Source organism: Arthrobacter sp. zg-Y238 (genome assembly GCF_024385525.1).
In the GTDB taxonomy this organism is placed as follows: Bacteria; Actinomycetota; Actinomycetes; order Actinomycetales; family Micrococcaceae; genus Arthrobacter_B; species Arthrobacter_B jinronghuae.
The window spans coordinates 226,111-241,256 of record NZ_JANFLU010000004.1 but is presented as its reverse complement, the minus strand read 5'-3'; the positions used below and the strand labels follow the sequence as shown (position 1 = coordinate 241,256).

The window sequence follows — 15,146 nt, the reverse complement described above, 5'->3', positions numbered from 1 at the left end:
CCGGCTCTTGTTGGCGTCTGCGATCACTGGGTTATTTCCCTTCGAGGTACTGGGCGCCGAAGAAGTCCTTCAGCAGTTCTGCGGTAACGGCCGGCTGCTCCACCGGCACCAGGTGCGCTGCGTCTTCGACGACGGCGGCGGTTCCGTTGGCCACCCGGTCGGCAATGAGCTGCGCGGACGACGGCGGGGTGACGACGTCTTCGGCGCCGGCGACAGCGAGCACGGGGACCGTGATGTCCGGCAGCCGTCCCCGGACATCGAAGGTCGCCAGTGCCCGGCAGCAGAGGGCGTAGGAGAAGCGGTCCGCGTCCTGCAGCGAGTGGAGCAGGGCGGCGGCAGCGGCGGGCTCACGGTCCATAAAGCCCGGAGCGAACCAGCGCTGCCCGGAGCCGACCACCTGGGTGGGCGTGCCTTGGACACGCACCGTTTCAGCGCGTTCCTCCCAGGCTCCGGTTTCGCCGATCTTGGCGCCGGAACAAAGGACGGCCACGCCGTCGAACAGCGCCCCGTGGTCCAGGGCGAGCTGGAGCCCGACGGCGCCGCCCAGCGATACTCCGGCATAGAAAACCGGGACATCTGCGGGAATGTCTCCGGCATCGCGGGCTCCCGTGACCATCGCGGCGACGGCGGCGGCCAGGTCCGCGATGCTGAAGGATTCCCCTGCCGCGGGGCTCGCGCCGTGGCCGGGCAGGTCCCAGGCAATGACGGTGAAGGTGTCCAGGGCTGCCGCGGCCCGGCTCCACAACGGCATGGACGCTGTGCCCAGCGACGGGCCGGCGATCAGGACCGGGGCCGCGGGGCCGGCGTTGGAAAGGCGGGAGGCCTTAATGGCGGGGATGCTCATGCTGAGGGCTTTCCGGGGTAGGCAGCGGTGATCCGCTCAATGAGGGCGGTGGCCTCCCCTAGGTATTCGGCGGGGTCGAGGATGTTCTTGAGTTCCGCATCGGAAAGGACCTCCGGCGGGACCGCAGCACGCAGCAGCTCTTCGAAGGGCTCGCCGGAGGACAGCGAGCGGGCCACCGTGTCGGCGATGATTTCCTTGCCGCGTCCGGGCACGCCGTCGTCAAGCAGCGGGGCGGCCACGGCCATGATTTTCTCGCTGACCACGAGCGGCCCGGCGGATTCCAGGTTGCGGGTCAGCGCCTCCGGGTGGATCTGCAGGCCCTCGGCCAGTTCGGCCAGCTTGGCGGCCGCTCCCCCGGCGAGGCGCAGCAGGGAGCGCAGGGCCTGCCATTCCACGTGCCAGGAGCCGCTGGGCCGTTCATCGTCCGCGGCGGCCGCAGCGGCGTTCAGCTGCATGCCGTAGCCCGGTGCTGCCAGGGCCGCACTGCGGATCAGGACGGACAGGACGGGGTTCTGCTTCTGCGGCATGGCGGAGGATCCTCCGCGTCCGGCGGCGCGGGGTTCGGAGACCTCCCCGATTTCCGGCCGGCTGAGCAGCAGGACGTCGTTGGCAACCTTCCCGGCCGCGGCGGTGAAGTCCTGCAGTGCAGCGCCGAGGGCGGTCACCGGCAGCCGGTTGGTCTGCCACGGCGCCAGGGGCTCGGCCAGGCCGAGGCCGCGTGCCAGGCGTGCGGTGAGGTCGAAGGCGGTGGGGCGTTCCACACCGGGGTCAGCGGAGGCGGCGGCCAGGGAAACCGCTGCAAGGGTTCCGGAGGCGCCGCCCCACTGCAGCTGGAGGTTGTCGGCGGCGGTACGCAGTCCCTGCGCGGCGCTGCCCACCCCGTGCAGCCACTGGGCGGCGCGCAGGCCGAAGGTGGAGGGCAGCGAGTGCTGGGTCAGGGTCCGGGCCACGCACAGGGTCGCGGCGTGGCGCCGGGCGGTAGCCCCCAGGGCAGCGGCGGCCCGGTCGGCATCCGCCAGGATGACTTCCAGGGCGCGGCGGGCCAGCAGCATCAGGGCGGTGTCCATGATGTCCTGGCTGGTGGCTCCGCGGTGAATGGCGGCCGCGGCCTTCGGGGAAGATTCCCGTGCCTGGGTCCGGAGGTCGGCCAGCAGCGGAATCACGGGATTGCCGCCGCCCTGCGCCCGCTCGGCGAGGGACGCGGCGTCGTACCGGGAGGCATCGCTGACGGCGGCGACCGCGGCAGGAGCCTCCGGATCGGCCAGGCCGGCCGACGCAAGCACGCGCACCCATTCGAGTTCCACGTCCAGGAGGGCCTGGAGCAGCTGTCGGTCTCCGGTCAGTTCCGCGACCGGCGTTCCCGCCCAGGCCGGGGAAAGCAGGCCGTAGTCCGCACTGTCCGCTGCGCCCACGGTTACGCCCCGGGGTAGGTGAGGAAGACGGTTTCGTCCTCGCCCTGCAGGCAGATGTTCCAGCGGAGTCCGCCGTCGGCTTCACGGGTGGCGATCAGGGTGCGCCGGCGGTCCTCCGGCAGCGAGGACAGCAGGGCGTCGCGGGCCAGCGCCTCTTCGTCATCCGGCAGGTACATCCGGGTGTGCAGCTTGTTGAGCAGGCCGCGGGCAAAGATGACGAATGAAATGAAGGGTGCCGATCCCTCTTCCGTGGGACCGGGGTTGACCGTAGTGAAGGTGTAGTTGCCGACGTTGTCGACGGCGGTGCGGCCCCAGCCGGTGAAGGTGTAGCCGTCACGGACCAGCGATCCGGTCCGCTGCGGGATATTGCCGTCGGCGTCGGCCTGCCAGATTTCCAGCAGGGCATCCGGAATGGTTTCTCCGGCGCCGTCGGTCACGGTGCCCTGGAGGCGGACGCTGCCGGGCATGCCCGGGGGCAGCAGCTGGTTGTCCTTCTCGAAGGGGAGGGCGTAGCCGTAGAAGGGGCCGATGGTTTGGCCGGGCGTGGCGGTTAGCTTCTGCTCGCTCATTACTCTGCGTCCTCGTCTTCCATCCAGGTGCGGTTGCTGCCGGTGAGCACGATGTCCCAGTTGTAGCCGGTGGCCCACTCGTGCGAGGTGATGTTGTGGTCATACGTGGCCACGAGGCGGTCGCGTGCCTTGGGGTCGGTAATCGACTGGTAGATCGGGTCCAGCGCGAAAAGCGGATCCCCGGGGAAGTACATCTGGGTGATCATGCGCTGGGTGAAGTCGGTGCCGAAAAGCGAGAAGTGGATGTGTGCCGGCCGCCAGGCGTTGTAGTGGTTCTTCCACGGGTACGGACCGGGCTTGATGGTGGTGAACTCGTAGGAACCGTCATCGGTGGTGATGCAGCGGCCGACGCCGGTGAAGTTCGGGTCCAGCGGAGCCGGGTGCTGGTCGCGCTTGTGGATGTAGCGGCCGGCGGAGTTGGCCTGCCAGATTTCCACCAGCTGGTTGCGGACCGGATGCCCGTCACCGTCGAGGATGCGGCCGCGGACGATGATCCGCTCCCCCATCGGCTCGCCGTTGTGCTGGATGGTCAGGTCGCTCTCGAGCGCATGGACGTCCTGGTGGCCGAATGCCGGGGACCACAGCTCAATGGTTTCGGGGTCCACGTGGTGCGGATCCTTGGTGGGGTGGCGCAGGAGGGAACTGCGGTAGGGCCGGAAGTCGATGCGGGGCTGGGTTTCCTCGGCGGCGCCGTCGTCCACCCCCTTGGAGTACTCGGCGTGGACCGCGGCGATTTCAGCGGAGATCTGGTCCTGCGAGGCCTCGGCCGCGTCCAGCTTCTCGATGACATGGCTGTTCGAGAAAAGGTTCTCTTCCATTTCCATGGGTTTTCCTTTCAATGAAGCGCACCTTCGCGCTCCGGATTTCCAAGCATCCACGTGGTCGAGACCACGTTACACCGCCTGTTCGTTGGATGTACAGATGTTCGTTATGCGAACGCTAGTCGTGCGGCCATCCCGTGTAGGCCTCGGCCAGGTACGCACTGCCGTGCCGGGAGGAGACGACGCCGCTGAGCTCTCCCAGCGCACGCTTGCGTTCGAAGGGGCTGGCGTCCGTCCGGGTGTGCAGCATCGACGTCATCCAATAGGAGAAGTTCTGCGCACGCCAGACCCGCTGCAGGGCCTTGTCGCTGTAGCCGTCCAGCAGGTCCGGGGACTTGGTGGCGTAGAACGAGTCGATGGCCTCGAACAGGACTTTCACGTCGGCCAGGGCGAGATTGAGGCCCTTGGCGCCGGTGGGCGGAACCGTGTGCCCGGCATCGCCCGCCAGGAACAAGTTGCCGTACCGCAGGGGTTCACACACGTAGCTGCGGAACTTCAGGACGGTCTTTTCAAAGATGGGGCCACGTGTCAGCTCGAAACCGTCCGGGCCGTCGACCCGTGCCTGGAGTTCGTCCCAGATGCGGTCCTCGCTCCACGCGCCTGCGTCCTCGTTCGGGTCACATTGGAAGTACATCCGCTGGACGGAGTCGTTGCGCTGACTGATCAGGGCAAAGCCACGGTCGGAATTGGCATAAATCAGTTCCGGGGCACTGGGAGCGGCCTTGGTGAGGATGCCGAACCAGGCAAAGGGGTACTCGATGAAGTTATCCGTGCGCGCTTCCTTGGGGATGGAGCGCTTGCAGATCCCGCCGGAACCGTCGGAGCCCACCAGGATGTCGCAGTGGATTTCAAAGTCCCGGCCGTTACTGTCCGTGAACAGGATCTTAGGGGTGTCGGTCGCCAGATCGGTGACGGATGTTTCGCTAACTCCGTAGCGGACATCGCCGTGGTCCCGTTCGCGGGCCGCCGCCAGGTCGGTAAAGACCTCATTCTGCGGGTACAGCCACACGGACTCCCCCACCAGGTCTTCAAAATCGATCCGGTGGCTCTCGCCGCCGAAGCGGAGGTCAATTCCCTCGTGGCGGTACCCCTCCGTAAGCACCCGGTCGCTTACCCCCGTCTCAGTCAGCATGCGGACGCTTCCGTGCTCCAGGATGCCGGCCCGGTGGGTGGTGCGGATGGTTTCGTGGTCCCGCTTTTCCACCACGATATTGTCGATGCCGGACTTCGACAGCAGGTGCGAAAGCATCAGTCCGGCGGGGCCGCCGCCCACTATGCCGACCTGCGTCTTGAGGATAGTGCGCTCTGCACCCATCTATTACTCCCTTGAAAACTTTGTAACGGACACTACCTCCCAGTGTGACTGCCGGCACATGGGGAGCTACAAAGTGATTCTCATTGAATGGGAAACGGGCCCGGATCCGGCCCGCCGCGGGTGGTTGCGGTTCACGCTCCGGCGGGCAGGGTCTCCGGCTCCCCGGGAAGCTCCGAAGGCAGCAGCGCGCCCCGCCGGGGAACCCCTATCCGGAGCAGGAACACGCACTGGCCCAGTGCCACCGCCACAGCCAGCCAGAGCGTTGGGACAGCGCCGACGGTGCCCAGCAGCACCGCTCCGAGGACACCGCCCAGCACGACGGCGCCCTGGGTGAGGGTGCGGCGGGTGGACGAGACACGGGCCAGGAGATTATCCGGGATCAGTGCAGTGGTCAGGGCAGAGCTGTTCACCATCATCAGGCCAAGCGCCAGGCCGAAGAGGGTGAACGATACCCCGATGCTCAGCACCGCGAGATGCGGCCAGAGCGCTGTGAGCGGGACGAGCGCGAAGTTCAGCGGCATCATCAGCGCTGCCAGCAGCATTGCGCGGAGCGGGCCGATGGCCCTTCCGATACGCGGGGCCAGCACCGCACCGGCGATGCCGCCCACGGCACTGACGGACCAGACGGCGCCGAAGACCGCCGGGTCCATTGCCAGATCGGAAAGGATGAACCAGGACTCGGCAGCCTGGTACAGACCGGCGGCAAAGTTGTTCGTGGCGGTCGTCATGATCAGGGCCAGCAGAACGCGATGACCGGCGATGAACCTGACCCCCGTCGCAACGGCTTCCCGGATGCCCGGCCGATCCGTCTTCGGCGGTACGGGGTTGTCCGGGGGCAGCCGGGCCAGTCCTGCGGCGGCGACAAGCTGTGTGGCTGCGCTTACCGCAAGCACTGCCGGTGCCGGCAGGAGCCGCACCAGAACCCCGCCGGCCGCCGGTCCGGCCAGGGACACCACCTGCTCGGACGCCATCAGTGAAGACGCGGCATCCGCAATGCGGTGCCGTCCCACCAGCCGCGGCAATACCGAGGTGTGGGCGGCCATAAAAAACACGTCGGCGATCCCGACCACCAGGATCACCAGCAGCAGCTGCCATGCCGCCAACCAGCCCAGGAAGAACGACGCAACGGCCCAGGCATAGGCTGCTGCACGGACCCAGGTCATGGCGAGCATGGTCCGCCGCTGCCCCCACCGGTCAACAGCCACCCCGGCTACCAGTCCGAAGAGCAGCGGCCCGGCGCTGCTCAGGGGCGCGGCCAGCCCGGCCTCGAACGGGGTAGCGCCGAGCACGGAGATCATTCCCACCGATACGGCAAATACGGCGACGTCACGGCCAGCATGCACGGCCGTGGTGGCCAGCCACAGACCACGGAAAGCAGGCAGCGCCCACACGCCTGCCTCTGATTTTGCCAATGTGTCCCCCGTTGTGCCGCGCCCGTTGAGTGCCGGCACGGATTTACCGGTGGCGGTCTCCGTGTGCTGCCGGCCCGGCACTACTATTCCCCGGAAGTCCGCCGCCGGCCTGCAGCGCCACGCGGCACGGCCGGTTCCGGGCTGCCAGGGGGTCAGCGCTGGTAGTGGGGACCCGCGGCCTCCGCGCGGACACCCAGGCCGCGGGAAATCCCGCGGGCAGCAGTCATCAGCGCCGGGATGGTCGAGGAGATGTGTTCGCTGCCGGTGGGCACCACTACTCCGATGGCGGCCACGGCAGTGCCTCCTGCGCCGAAGACGGGCACGGCTATTCCGGTGGTGTCCGGAACGACGGCGCCGGGCAGGCGTGCGCTGCCTTCCAGGCGCATCTTCGCCCAGGACGAACGCAGCCGCTTTTCTTCGGAGGCATCGGGGTTCTGCTGCGCCAGGTACTCCTCCTGTACGTGCCGCGGCGAGTGGGCCATCATGACCATCCCCGATGAGGAGACGTGGACAGGGAGCCGCCCGGCGACCTTCGCATGGTTCAGCACCGAGCCGTGGCTGGAAAGGCGCTCGATGAACAGGACCTCATCCTGGCGCAGCACGGACAGCTGGGTGTGCTGCCGAACCACTGCCTGGATGTCTTCCATGAAGGGCATGGCAATCTGCTTTAGACCCAGGGCAGCGGAACTGCGGTTGGCCAGTTCCCAGAGGCGGAGGCCAAGGCGGACGCCGCCGTCGGCCTCTCGCTGCAGGAAGCCGTGCCCCATCAACTCATTCACGATCCGGTGCGCGGTGGACAGCGGCAGCCCGGCACGGCGAGCCAGCACGGCGATGGGCATGGCCTGGTGGGTTTCGTCGAAGGCGCTGATCACCCGCACAATGCGGCTGGTCATGGACTCACCGCTCGGGGAATTGGCCATGGTTTAAGTCTTGCACAGCCGGTATCCGCCACTGCGGTTATTTGACACAGCCGTTAAACACGGCAGGTCCCGCACCCTGGGGTGCGGGACCTGCCGTTGACGCTGCGCTTTACGCGCGGCGCCGGTTGCCTTGGTTAGCGGAAGTCGCTGCCCATGTCGTAGTCATCCAGCGGGATGGCGTGGAACTCGGGGCTCAGACCGCCGTCAACGCCGGCGTAGTCGAAGTCGCTGAAGGCGCTCGGGCCGGTGAAGAGATTGGCCTTTGCTTCTTCGGTCGGCTCGACAGTGACCTCGGTGTAACGGGGCAGGCCCGTTCCGGCCGGGATCAGCTTACCGATGATGACGTTCTCCTTGAGGCCGAGCAGCGGATCGCTCTTGCCTTCCATGGCAGCCTGCGTCAGGACGCGGGTTGTCTCCTGGAAGGAAGCTGCGGACAGCCAGGACTCGGTGGCCAGGGAGGCCTTGGTGATGCCCATGAGTTCCGGACGGCCCGAAGCAGGCTTCTTGCCTTCCGAAACCACGCGGCGGTTCTCGCTCTCGAAGCGGCGGCGTTCGGTCAGCTCACCCGGGAGCAGATCGGAGTCGCCGGACTCGATCACGGTTACGCGGCGCAGCATCTGGCGGACAATAACCTCGACGTGCTTGTCGTGGATGCCCACACCCTGGCTGCGGTACACGCGCTGGACTTCGTCCACCAGGAATTCCTGTGCCTTGCGCGGGCCGAGGATACGGAGGATCTGCTTGGGATCCACCGCACCGAAGACCAGCTGCTGGCCAACCTCGACGTGGTCGCCGTCGGCAACCAGGAGGCGGGCACGGCGCAGGACCGGGTACGCGATTTCCTCGGAGCCGTCGTCGGGAGTGACAACCAGACGCATCTGGCGGTCGGTCTCTTCCAGCGTGACCCGACCCGCGGTCTCGGAGATCGGAGCAACACCCTTAGGCGTACGTGCTTCGAAGAGCTCCTGGATACGGGGCAGACCCTGGGTGATGTCCTCAGCGGAAGCAACACCACCGGTGTGGAAGGTACGCATGGTCAGCTGGGTACCCGGCTCACCAATGGACTGTGCGGCAATGATGCCCACGGCCTCGCCGATGTCCACGGTCTTACCCGTGGCCAGGGAGCGGCCGTAGCAAAGTGCACAGGTACCGACGGCGGACTCACAGGTGAGTACGGAGCGGATCTTGATGTCGGTGACGCCGGCTTCGAACAGCTTGGCGATGAGGACGTCGCCCACATCGTCGCCGCCCTTGGCCAGGACGTTGCCCTGTGCGTCGGTGACGTCGGTGGCCAGCGTACGGGCGTACGCCGAGTTCTCGACCTCTTCGTGCAGCTGCAGTTCGCCGTTGGAGTCCGGAACCGCGATGGTTACGTTCAGGCCGCGCTCGGTGCCGCAGTCTTCCTCGCGGACAATGACGTCCTGGGAAACGTCCACCAGACGGCGGGTCAGGTAACCCGAGTTGGCGGTACGCAGAGCGGTATCGGCGAGACCCTTACGGGCACCGTGGGTGGCGATGAAGTATTCCAGCACCGACAGGCCCTCGCGGTACGAGGACTTGATCGGGCGCGGGATGATCTCACCCTTAGGGTTGGCCACCAGGCCACGGATACCGGCAATCTGCCGGACCTGCAGCCAGTTACCACGGGCGCCGGAGGACACCATGCGGTTGATGTTGTTGAACTCGGGCATGTTCGCCCGCATTGCAGCAGCAACCTCGTTGGTGGCCTTGTTCCAGATGTCGATCAGTTCCTGGCGGCGCTCGTCTTCAGCGATCAGGCCCTTGCCGTACTGGCTTTCAACCTTGGCAGCCTGGGCTTCGTAGCCTTCCATAATGGCCGGCTTGTCGATCGGAGCCGCGATATCGGAGATGGCAACGGTAACGCCCGAGCGGGTGGCCCAGTAGAAACCGGCGTCCTTCAGGTTGTCCAGCGTTGCTGCCGTGACAACCTTCGGGTACCGCTCAGCCAGATCGTTGACGATCGCGGAGAGCTGTCCCTTGTCGGCAACTTCCTTTACCCACGGGTAGTCCGCAGGCAGCGTCTGGTTGAAGATGACCTGGCCGAGGGAGGTTTCGATGAGGGCAGGAGTGCCCTCTTCCCAACCTTCCGGTGCCGGCTGGGTTGCGCTGGGGACGAAGCCGTCCACGCGCATCTTTACCAGTGCGTTCAGGTGCAGCTCGCCCATGTCGAAGGCCATGATGGCTTCGGCCATGGAACCGAACACGCGGCCTTCACCGGCAGCGCCGTCGCGCTTGGTGGTGAGGTGGTGCAGGCCGATGATCATATCCTGCGAAGGCAGGGTGACCGGGCGGCCGTCGGACGGCTTCAGGATGTTGTTCGAGGACAGCATCAGGATGCGTGCTTCAGCCTGGGCTTCGGGGCTCAGCGGCAGGTGGACTGCCATCTGGTCGCCGTCGAAGTCAGCGTTGAAGGCGCCGCAGACCAGCGGGTGCAGCTGAAGGGCCTTACCTTCAACGAGCTGCGGCTCGAAGGCCTGGATGCCGAGGCGGTGCAGGGTGGGTGCACGGTTGAGCAGCACCGGGTGTTCGGTGATGATCTCTTCCAGCACGTCCCAGACCTGCGGACGGAAACGCTCGACCATGCGCTTGGCGCTCTTGATGTTCTGGGCGTGGTTGAGGTCAACCAGGCGCTTCATCACGAACGGCTTGAAGAGCTCCAGTGCCATCTGCTTCGGCAGGCCGCACTGGTGCAGCTTCAGCTGCGGGCCAACGACGATGACGGAACGGCCGGAGTAGTCAACGCGCTTACCCAGCAGGTTCTGGCGGAAGCGGCCCTGCTTGCCCTTGAGCATGTCGGACAGCGACTTCAGCGGACGGTTGCCCGGTCCGGTGACCGGACGGCCGCGGCGGCCGTTGTCGAACAGGGAGTCAACAGCTTCCTGGAGCATCCGCTTTTCGTTGTTCACGATGATCTCGGGGGCACCGAGATCCAGCAGGCGCTTCAGGCGGTTGTTGCGGTTGATCACGCGGCGGTACAGGTCGTTAAGGTCCGACGTCGCGAAACGGCCGCCGTCGAGCTGGACCATCGGGCGCAGTTCCGGCGGGATGACCGGAACGGCGTCCAGGACCATGCCCAGCGGGCTGTTCGTGGTGGTCAGGAACGCGTTGACAACCTTCAGGCGCTTCAGGGCACGCGTCTTGCGCTGGCCCTTGCCGTTCTGGATGATGTCGCGCAGGTTCTCGGACTCGGCCTGCATGTCGAAGTCTTCAAGACGCTTCTTGATGGCTTCGGCACCCATGGAGCCTTCGAAGTACAGACCGTAGCGGTCGCGCAGTTCGCGGTAGAGGCCTTCGTCGCCCTCCAGGTCGCCGACCTTGAGGTTCTTGAACCGGTCCCAGACCTGCTCGAGGCGCTCGATGTTGTTGTCGGCGTCGCGGCGGACCTTGGCCATCTGGCGGTCGGCGGAGTCGCGTGCCTTCTTCTTGTCGGCAGCCTTGGCGCCTTCGCCCTCGAGGCGGGCAAGCTCGCCTTCGAGGTCCTTGGCAATCGCGGCAATGTCGGAGTCGCGCTGGTCGACGAGGTGCTTGCGCTCCACGTCGTGCTCGGCCTGCAGGTTCGGAAGCTCCGCGTGGCGGTTTTCTTCGTCAACCGAGGTGATCATGTAGGCAGCGAAGTAGATGACCTTCTCAAGGTCCTTCGGTGCCAGGTCCAGCAGGTAGCCCAGACGGGACGGAACACCCTTGAAGTACCAGATGTGGGTGACCGGAGCGGCGAGCTCAATGTGGCCCATGCGTTCGCGGCGGACCTTGGCACGGGTGACCTCGACGCCGCAGCGCTCACAGATGATGCCCTTGAAGCGGACGCGCTTGTACTTACCGCAGTAGCATTCCCAGTCGCGGGAAGGACCGAAGATCTTTTCGCAGAAAAGACCGTCCTTCTCCGGCTTCAGGGTTCGGTAGTTGATGGTTTCCGGCTTCTTGACTTCGCCGTAAGACCAACCGCGGATTTCATCCGCGGTGGCAAGGCCGATTCGCATGAGGCCGAACGTGGAATCGTTGGACATGGGTCCCTGTTCTCTCTTGTTCTCTAAATCTGAATGTCTCGGGTGCGGAAAAGATTGAAGGTGACCCACCCTGGGTCCGTCGGACGGTTCGGGTTAGGCGGCTTTAATATTCCTGCGAGCTCTGCGAGCAAGGAATTTCGTTGCCGCCGTTCCGAACCGCCCGACGGACTCCCCGGGCGGATCTACCAGCTAAACCTCTTCGACGGAGCTGGGCTCTGCACGGGACAGATCGATACCCAGTTCCTCCGCGGCCCGGAAGACTTCTTCATCCGAGTCACGCATTTCAATCGTGTTGCCTTCGGTGGAGAGGACTTCCACATTCAGGCAGAGCGACTGCATTTCCTTGATCAGGACCTTGAACGATTCCGGAACGCCGGGCTCCGGGATGTTCTCGCCCTTGACGATGGCTTCGTAGACCTTCACGCGGCCATGGATGTCATCGGACTTGATCGTGAGCAGTTCCTGCAGCGTGTAGGCGGCGCCGTACGCTTCCAGGGCCCAGACTTCCATTTCACCGAAGCGCTGTCCGCCGAACTGTGCCTTACCACCCAGCGGCTGCTGCGTGATCATGGAGTACGGACCGGTGGAGCGTGCGTGGATCTTGTCGTCCACCAGGTGGTGCAGCTTCAGGATGTACATGTAGCCGACCGAGATCGGGTCCGGGAACGGCTGGCCGGAGCGGCCGTCGTACATCCGGGCCTTGCCCGAGGCACCGATCAGGCGGTTGCCGTCACGGGTCACGTTGGTGGAGTCGAGCAGGTTGGTGATCTCGTCCTCGCTGGCGCCGTCGAACACCGGGGTGGCAACCGTGGTGGGACCGGTTTCACGGGGCAGGTTCGGCAGGTCCTTGACCCAGTCCGGCTCGCCTTCGATCTTCCAGCCCTGCTTGGCAGCCCAGCCCAGGTGGATTTCCAGGACCTGTCCGACGTTCATTCGGCCCGGAACACCCAGCGGGTTCAGGATGATGTCGACGGGGGTGCCGTCTTCCATGAACGGCATGTCTTCGATCGGGAGGATCTTGGAGATGACGCCCTTGTTGCCGTGGCGGCCGGCCAGCTTGTCACCGTCGGTGATCTTGCGCTTGTGGGCCACGTAAACGCGGACCAGCTGGTTGACGCCCGGGGGCAGCTCGTCGTCGTTGTCGCGGTCGAAGATGCGGACGCCGATGACGGTGCCGGACTCGCCGTGGGGCACCTTCAGGGACGTGTCGCGGACTTCGCGGCTCTTCTCGCCGAAGATGGCGCGCAGCAGGCGCTCTTCCGGAGTCAGTTCCGTTTCACCCTTCGGGGTGACACGGCCAACCAGGATGTCGCCGGCTTCAACCTCGGCACCGATGTGGATGATGCCGCGTTCGTCGAGCTGCGACAGCACCTCCTCGGAGACGTTGGGGATGTCGCGGGTGATTTCCTCGGCACCAAGCTTGGTGTCGCGGGCGTCAACCTCGTGCTCCTCAATGTGGATGGAGGTCAGGACATCGTCGGAGACCATGCGCTGGGACAGGATGATGGCATCTTCGTAGTTGTGGCCTTCCCATGACATGAATGCCACGAGCAGGTTCTTACCAAGGGCCAGTTCACCCTGGTCCGTTGCGGGACCGTCAGCGATGATGCTGTTGACCTCAACCCGGGCGCCTTCGGAGACCAGCACACGCTGGTTGTAGGCGTTGCCCTGGTTGGAGCGCTCGAACTTCATGATCGGGTAGCTGGTCTCGGTGCCGTCGTCGTTCATGACGGTGACGAGGTCAGCGGAAACCTCGGTGACAACACCGGGCTTCTTTGCGGTCACGGAGTCGCCGGCGTCAACGGCGGTGTACTTCTCCATGCCGGTGCCCACGACGGGACGCTCGGAACGGAGCAGCGGCACAGCCTGGCGCTGCATGTTCGCACCCATGAGGGCGCGGTTGGCATCGTCATGCTCGAGGAACGGAATCAGGGCCGTAGCCACCGACACCATCTGGCGCGGGGAGACGTCCATGTACTCGACCTCGTTGGGCTCAACGAGGACGGGCTCACCGGAGCCGCCGCGGGCACGGACGAGGACGAGGTCCTCGGCGAAGTGCTGGTCGGCGCGCAGCGGAGCGTTTGCCTGGGCAATGGTGCGCTCAACTTCGTCATCGGCGGTCAGGTAGTCGACCTTGTCGGTGACTACGCCTTCCTCGACCTTGCGGTACGGGGTTTCGATGAAGCCGAAGGCGTTGATGCGGCCGTAGGAAGCCAGCGAACCGATCAGGCCGATGTTCGGGCCTTCAGGGGTTTCGATGGGGCACATACGTCCGTAGTGGGACGGGTGCACATCTCGGACTTCCATGCCTGCGCGGTCACGGGACAGACCGCCCGGGCCCAGCGCGGACAGGCGGCGCTTGTGCGTCAGGCCGGCCAGCGGGTTGTTCTGGTCCATGAACTGCGACAGCTGGGAGGTTCCGAAGAACTCCTTGATCGCAGCAACGACCGGACGGATGTTGATCAGGGTCTGCGGCGTGATGGCCTCGACGTCCTGGGTGGTCATCCGTTCGCGGACTACGCGCTCCATACGGGACAGGCCCGTGCGGATCTGGTTTTCGATCAGTTCGCCGACGGCGCGGATGCGGCGGTTGCCGAAGTGGTCGATGTCGTCGACCTCGACGCGGATGTCCACGTCGTCGCCGTTGCGCTTGCCCGGGACCGTCTTCTCGCCGGCGTGCAGTGCAACGAGGAACTTGATCATGGCGACGATGTCGTCATTGTTCAGCACCGAAGCATCGGAATCCGTCAGCGGCTTGTCGATGCCCAGCTTGCGGTTGATCTTGTAACGGCCAACCTTGGCCAGATCGTAGCGCTTCGGGTTGAAGTACAGGTTGTCCAGCAGGGTCTGGGCAGCCTCGACCGTGGGCGGCTCGCCCGGACGGAGCTTGCGGTAGATGTCCAGCAGGGCATCTTCGCGGGTTTCCGTCGGGTCCTTTTCCAGGGTGGCCCGGATGGAGTCGTACTCGCCGAAGGTCTCGAGGATCTGGCCTTCGGTCCAGCCCAGTGCCTTGAGCAGCACGGTGACGGACTGCTTGCGCTTGCGGTCCAGGCGGACGCCCACCTGGTCGCGCTTGTCGATCTCAAGTTCAAACCATGCACCGCGGGAAGGAATGATCTTCGCGGTGTAGATGTCCTTGTCACTGGTCTTGTCCGCGGTGCGCTCGAAGTACGCGCCCGGGGAACGGACCAGCTGGGAAACAACAACACGCTCGGTGCCGTTGATGACGAACGTTCCCTTGTCGGTCATGAGGGGGAAGTCGCCCATGAACACGGTCTGCTGCTTGATTTCACCCGTGTTGTTGTTCATGAATTCGGCTTTAACGTACAACGGGGCCGAGTACGTAGCGTCCCGGTCCTTGCACTCCGCCATGGTGTACTTCGGGTCGGCAAACTCCGGCTCCGAGAAGCTCAGGGACATGGTGCCCTGGAAGTCTTCAATCGGGGAGATTTCCTCGAAGATGTCAGCCAGGCCGGAAGTGGTGGCAATACCCTGTTCGCCGGTCTCCCGCGCCTTTTCAACGCGCGCCTTCCAGCGCTCGTTGCCGACGAGCCAGTCAAAGCTGTCCGTCTGCAGGGCAAGAAGATTGGGAACGTCAAGCGGTTCGTGAATCTTTGCGAATGAAATCCGGGAAGCTGCGTTCTCCGGATTAGTAGCGGTTTCGTTATTAGAGGTGCTCGAGGCGACCAAGAGGGATCCTTCCACAGACCTTCAGGCGTGTTTCACGCCTCCTCCCCTGCACTATGCGGACCGAGTCCGTGTGCGTCCCGATGTCCGGCATGGGGCCTATCCACAGGTTGCGGATACTGCCCGGCACGGAACGAAGCC

The 15,146-nt window shown here is 65.2% G+C and carries 9 protein-coding genes; all 9 read right to left on the bottom strand.

The genetic code is table 11. The features are described from left to right. Positions 1-31: 31 nt before the first annotated feature. Positions 32-844: an alpha/beta fold hydrolase gene (locus NNX38_RS04815; protein ID WP_255796989.1), complete on the bottom strand. Its 813-nt coding sequence runs from the start codon at positions 842-844 to the stop codon at positions 32-34. Then, the gene (locus tag NNX38_RS04810) at positions 841-2,256 is read right to left on the bottom strand and encodes a lyase family protein (RefSeq protein WP_255796988.1); all 1,416 of its coding nucleotides are present in this window, start codon (positions 2,254-2,256) and stop codon (positions 841-843) included. Before NNX38_RS04810 ends, NNX38_RS04815 begins: the two co-directional genes overlap by 4 nt. Positions 2,257-2,258: 2 nt before the next feature. Then, the gene (gene pcaG / locus NNX38_RS04805; RefSeq protein ID WP_255796987.1) at positions 2,259-2,825 is read right to left on the bottom strand and encodes a protocatechuate 3,4-dioxygenase subunit alpha; all 567 of its coding nucleotides are present in this window, start codon (positions 2,823-2,825) and stop codon (positions 2,259-2,261) included. Next, entirely contained in the window at positions 2,825-3,649 is an 825-nt protein-coding gene (gene pcaH, locus NNX38_RS04800; protein ID WP_370646367.1) for a protocatechuate 3,4-dioxygenase subunit beta, read from the bottom strand. The genes pcaG and pcaH overlap by 1 nt, the downstream gene beginning before the upstream one ends. Positions 3,650-3,764: 115 nt before the next feature. Next, entirely contained in the window at positions 3,765-4,961 is a 1,197-nt protein-coding gene (locus NNX38_RS04795; protein WP_255796986.1) for a 4-hydroxybenzoate 3-monooxygenase, read from the bottom strand. Positions 4,962-5,092: 131 nt separating this feature from the next. Further along, positions 5,093-6,373, bottom strand: a complete 1,281-nt coding sequence (locus NNX38_RS04790) for an MFS transporter (protein ID WP_255796985.1) — start codon at positions 6,371-6,373, stop codon at positions 5,093-5,095. A gap of 152 nt (positions 6,374-6,525) precedes the next feature. Beyond that, a complete protein-coding gene (locus tag NNX38_RS04785) occupies positions 6,526-7,293 on the bottom strand; it encodes an IclR family transcriptional regulator (RefSeq protein ID WP_255796984.1) in 768 nt (255 codons plus the stop codon). 134 nt (positions 7,294-7,427) lie between these two features. Next, positions 7,428-11,318 carry a DNA-directed RNA polymerase subunit beta' gene (locus tag NNX38_RS04780; RefSeq protein ID WP_255796983.1) on the bottom strand — a complete coding sequence of 1,297 codons (3,891 nt, stop codon included), beginning with the start codon at positions 11,316-11,318 and terminating at the stop codon, positions 7,428-7,430. 189 nt (positions 11,319-11,507) lie between these two features. Beyond that, positions 11,508-15,008, bottom strand: a complete 3,501-nt coding sequence (gene rpoB, locus NNX38_RS04775; protein ID WP_255796982.1) for a DNA-directed RNA polymerase subunit beta — start codon at positions 15,006-15,008, stop codon at positions 11,508-11,510. Between the last annotated feature and the right edge of the window lie 138 nt (positions 15,009-15,146).

Excerpts from the sequence above, each read along its gene's own strand:
- pcaH (WP_370646367.1), bottom strand. The coding sequence starts at position 3,649 with ATGGAAATGGAAGAGAACCTTTTCTCGAACAGCCATGTCATCGAGAAG.
- NNX38_RS04785 (WP_255796984.1), bottom strand. The coding sequence starts at position 7,293 with ATGGCCAATTCCCCGAGCGGTGAGTCCATGACCAGCCGCATTGTGCGG.
- NNX38_RS04815 (WP_255796989.1), bottom strand. The coding sequence starts at position 844 with ATGAGCATCCCCGCCATTAAGGCCTCCCGCCTTTCCAACGCCGGCCCC.
- pcaG (WP_255796987.1), bottom strand. The coding sequence starts at position 2,825 with ATGAGCGAGCAGAAGCTAACCGCCACGCCCGGCCAAACCATCGGCCCC.
- NNX38_RS04795 (WP_255796986.1), bottom strand. The coding sequence starts at position 4,961 with ATGGGTGCAGAGCGCACTATCCTCAAGACGCAGGTCGGCATAGTGGGC.
- NNX38_RS04780 (WP_255796983.1), bottom strand. The coding sequence starts at position 11,318 with ATGTCCAACGATTCCACGTTCGGCCTCATGCGAATCGGCCTTGCCACC.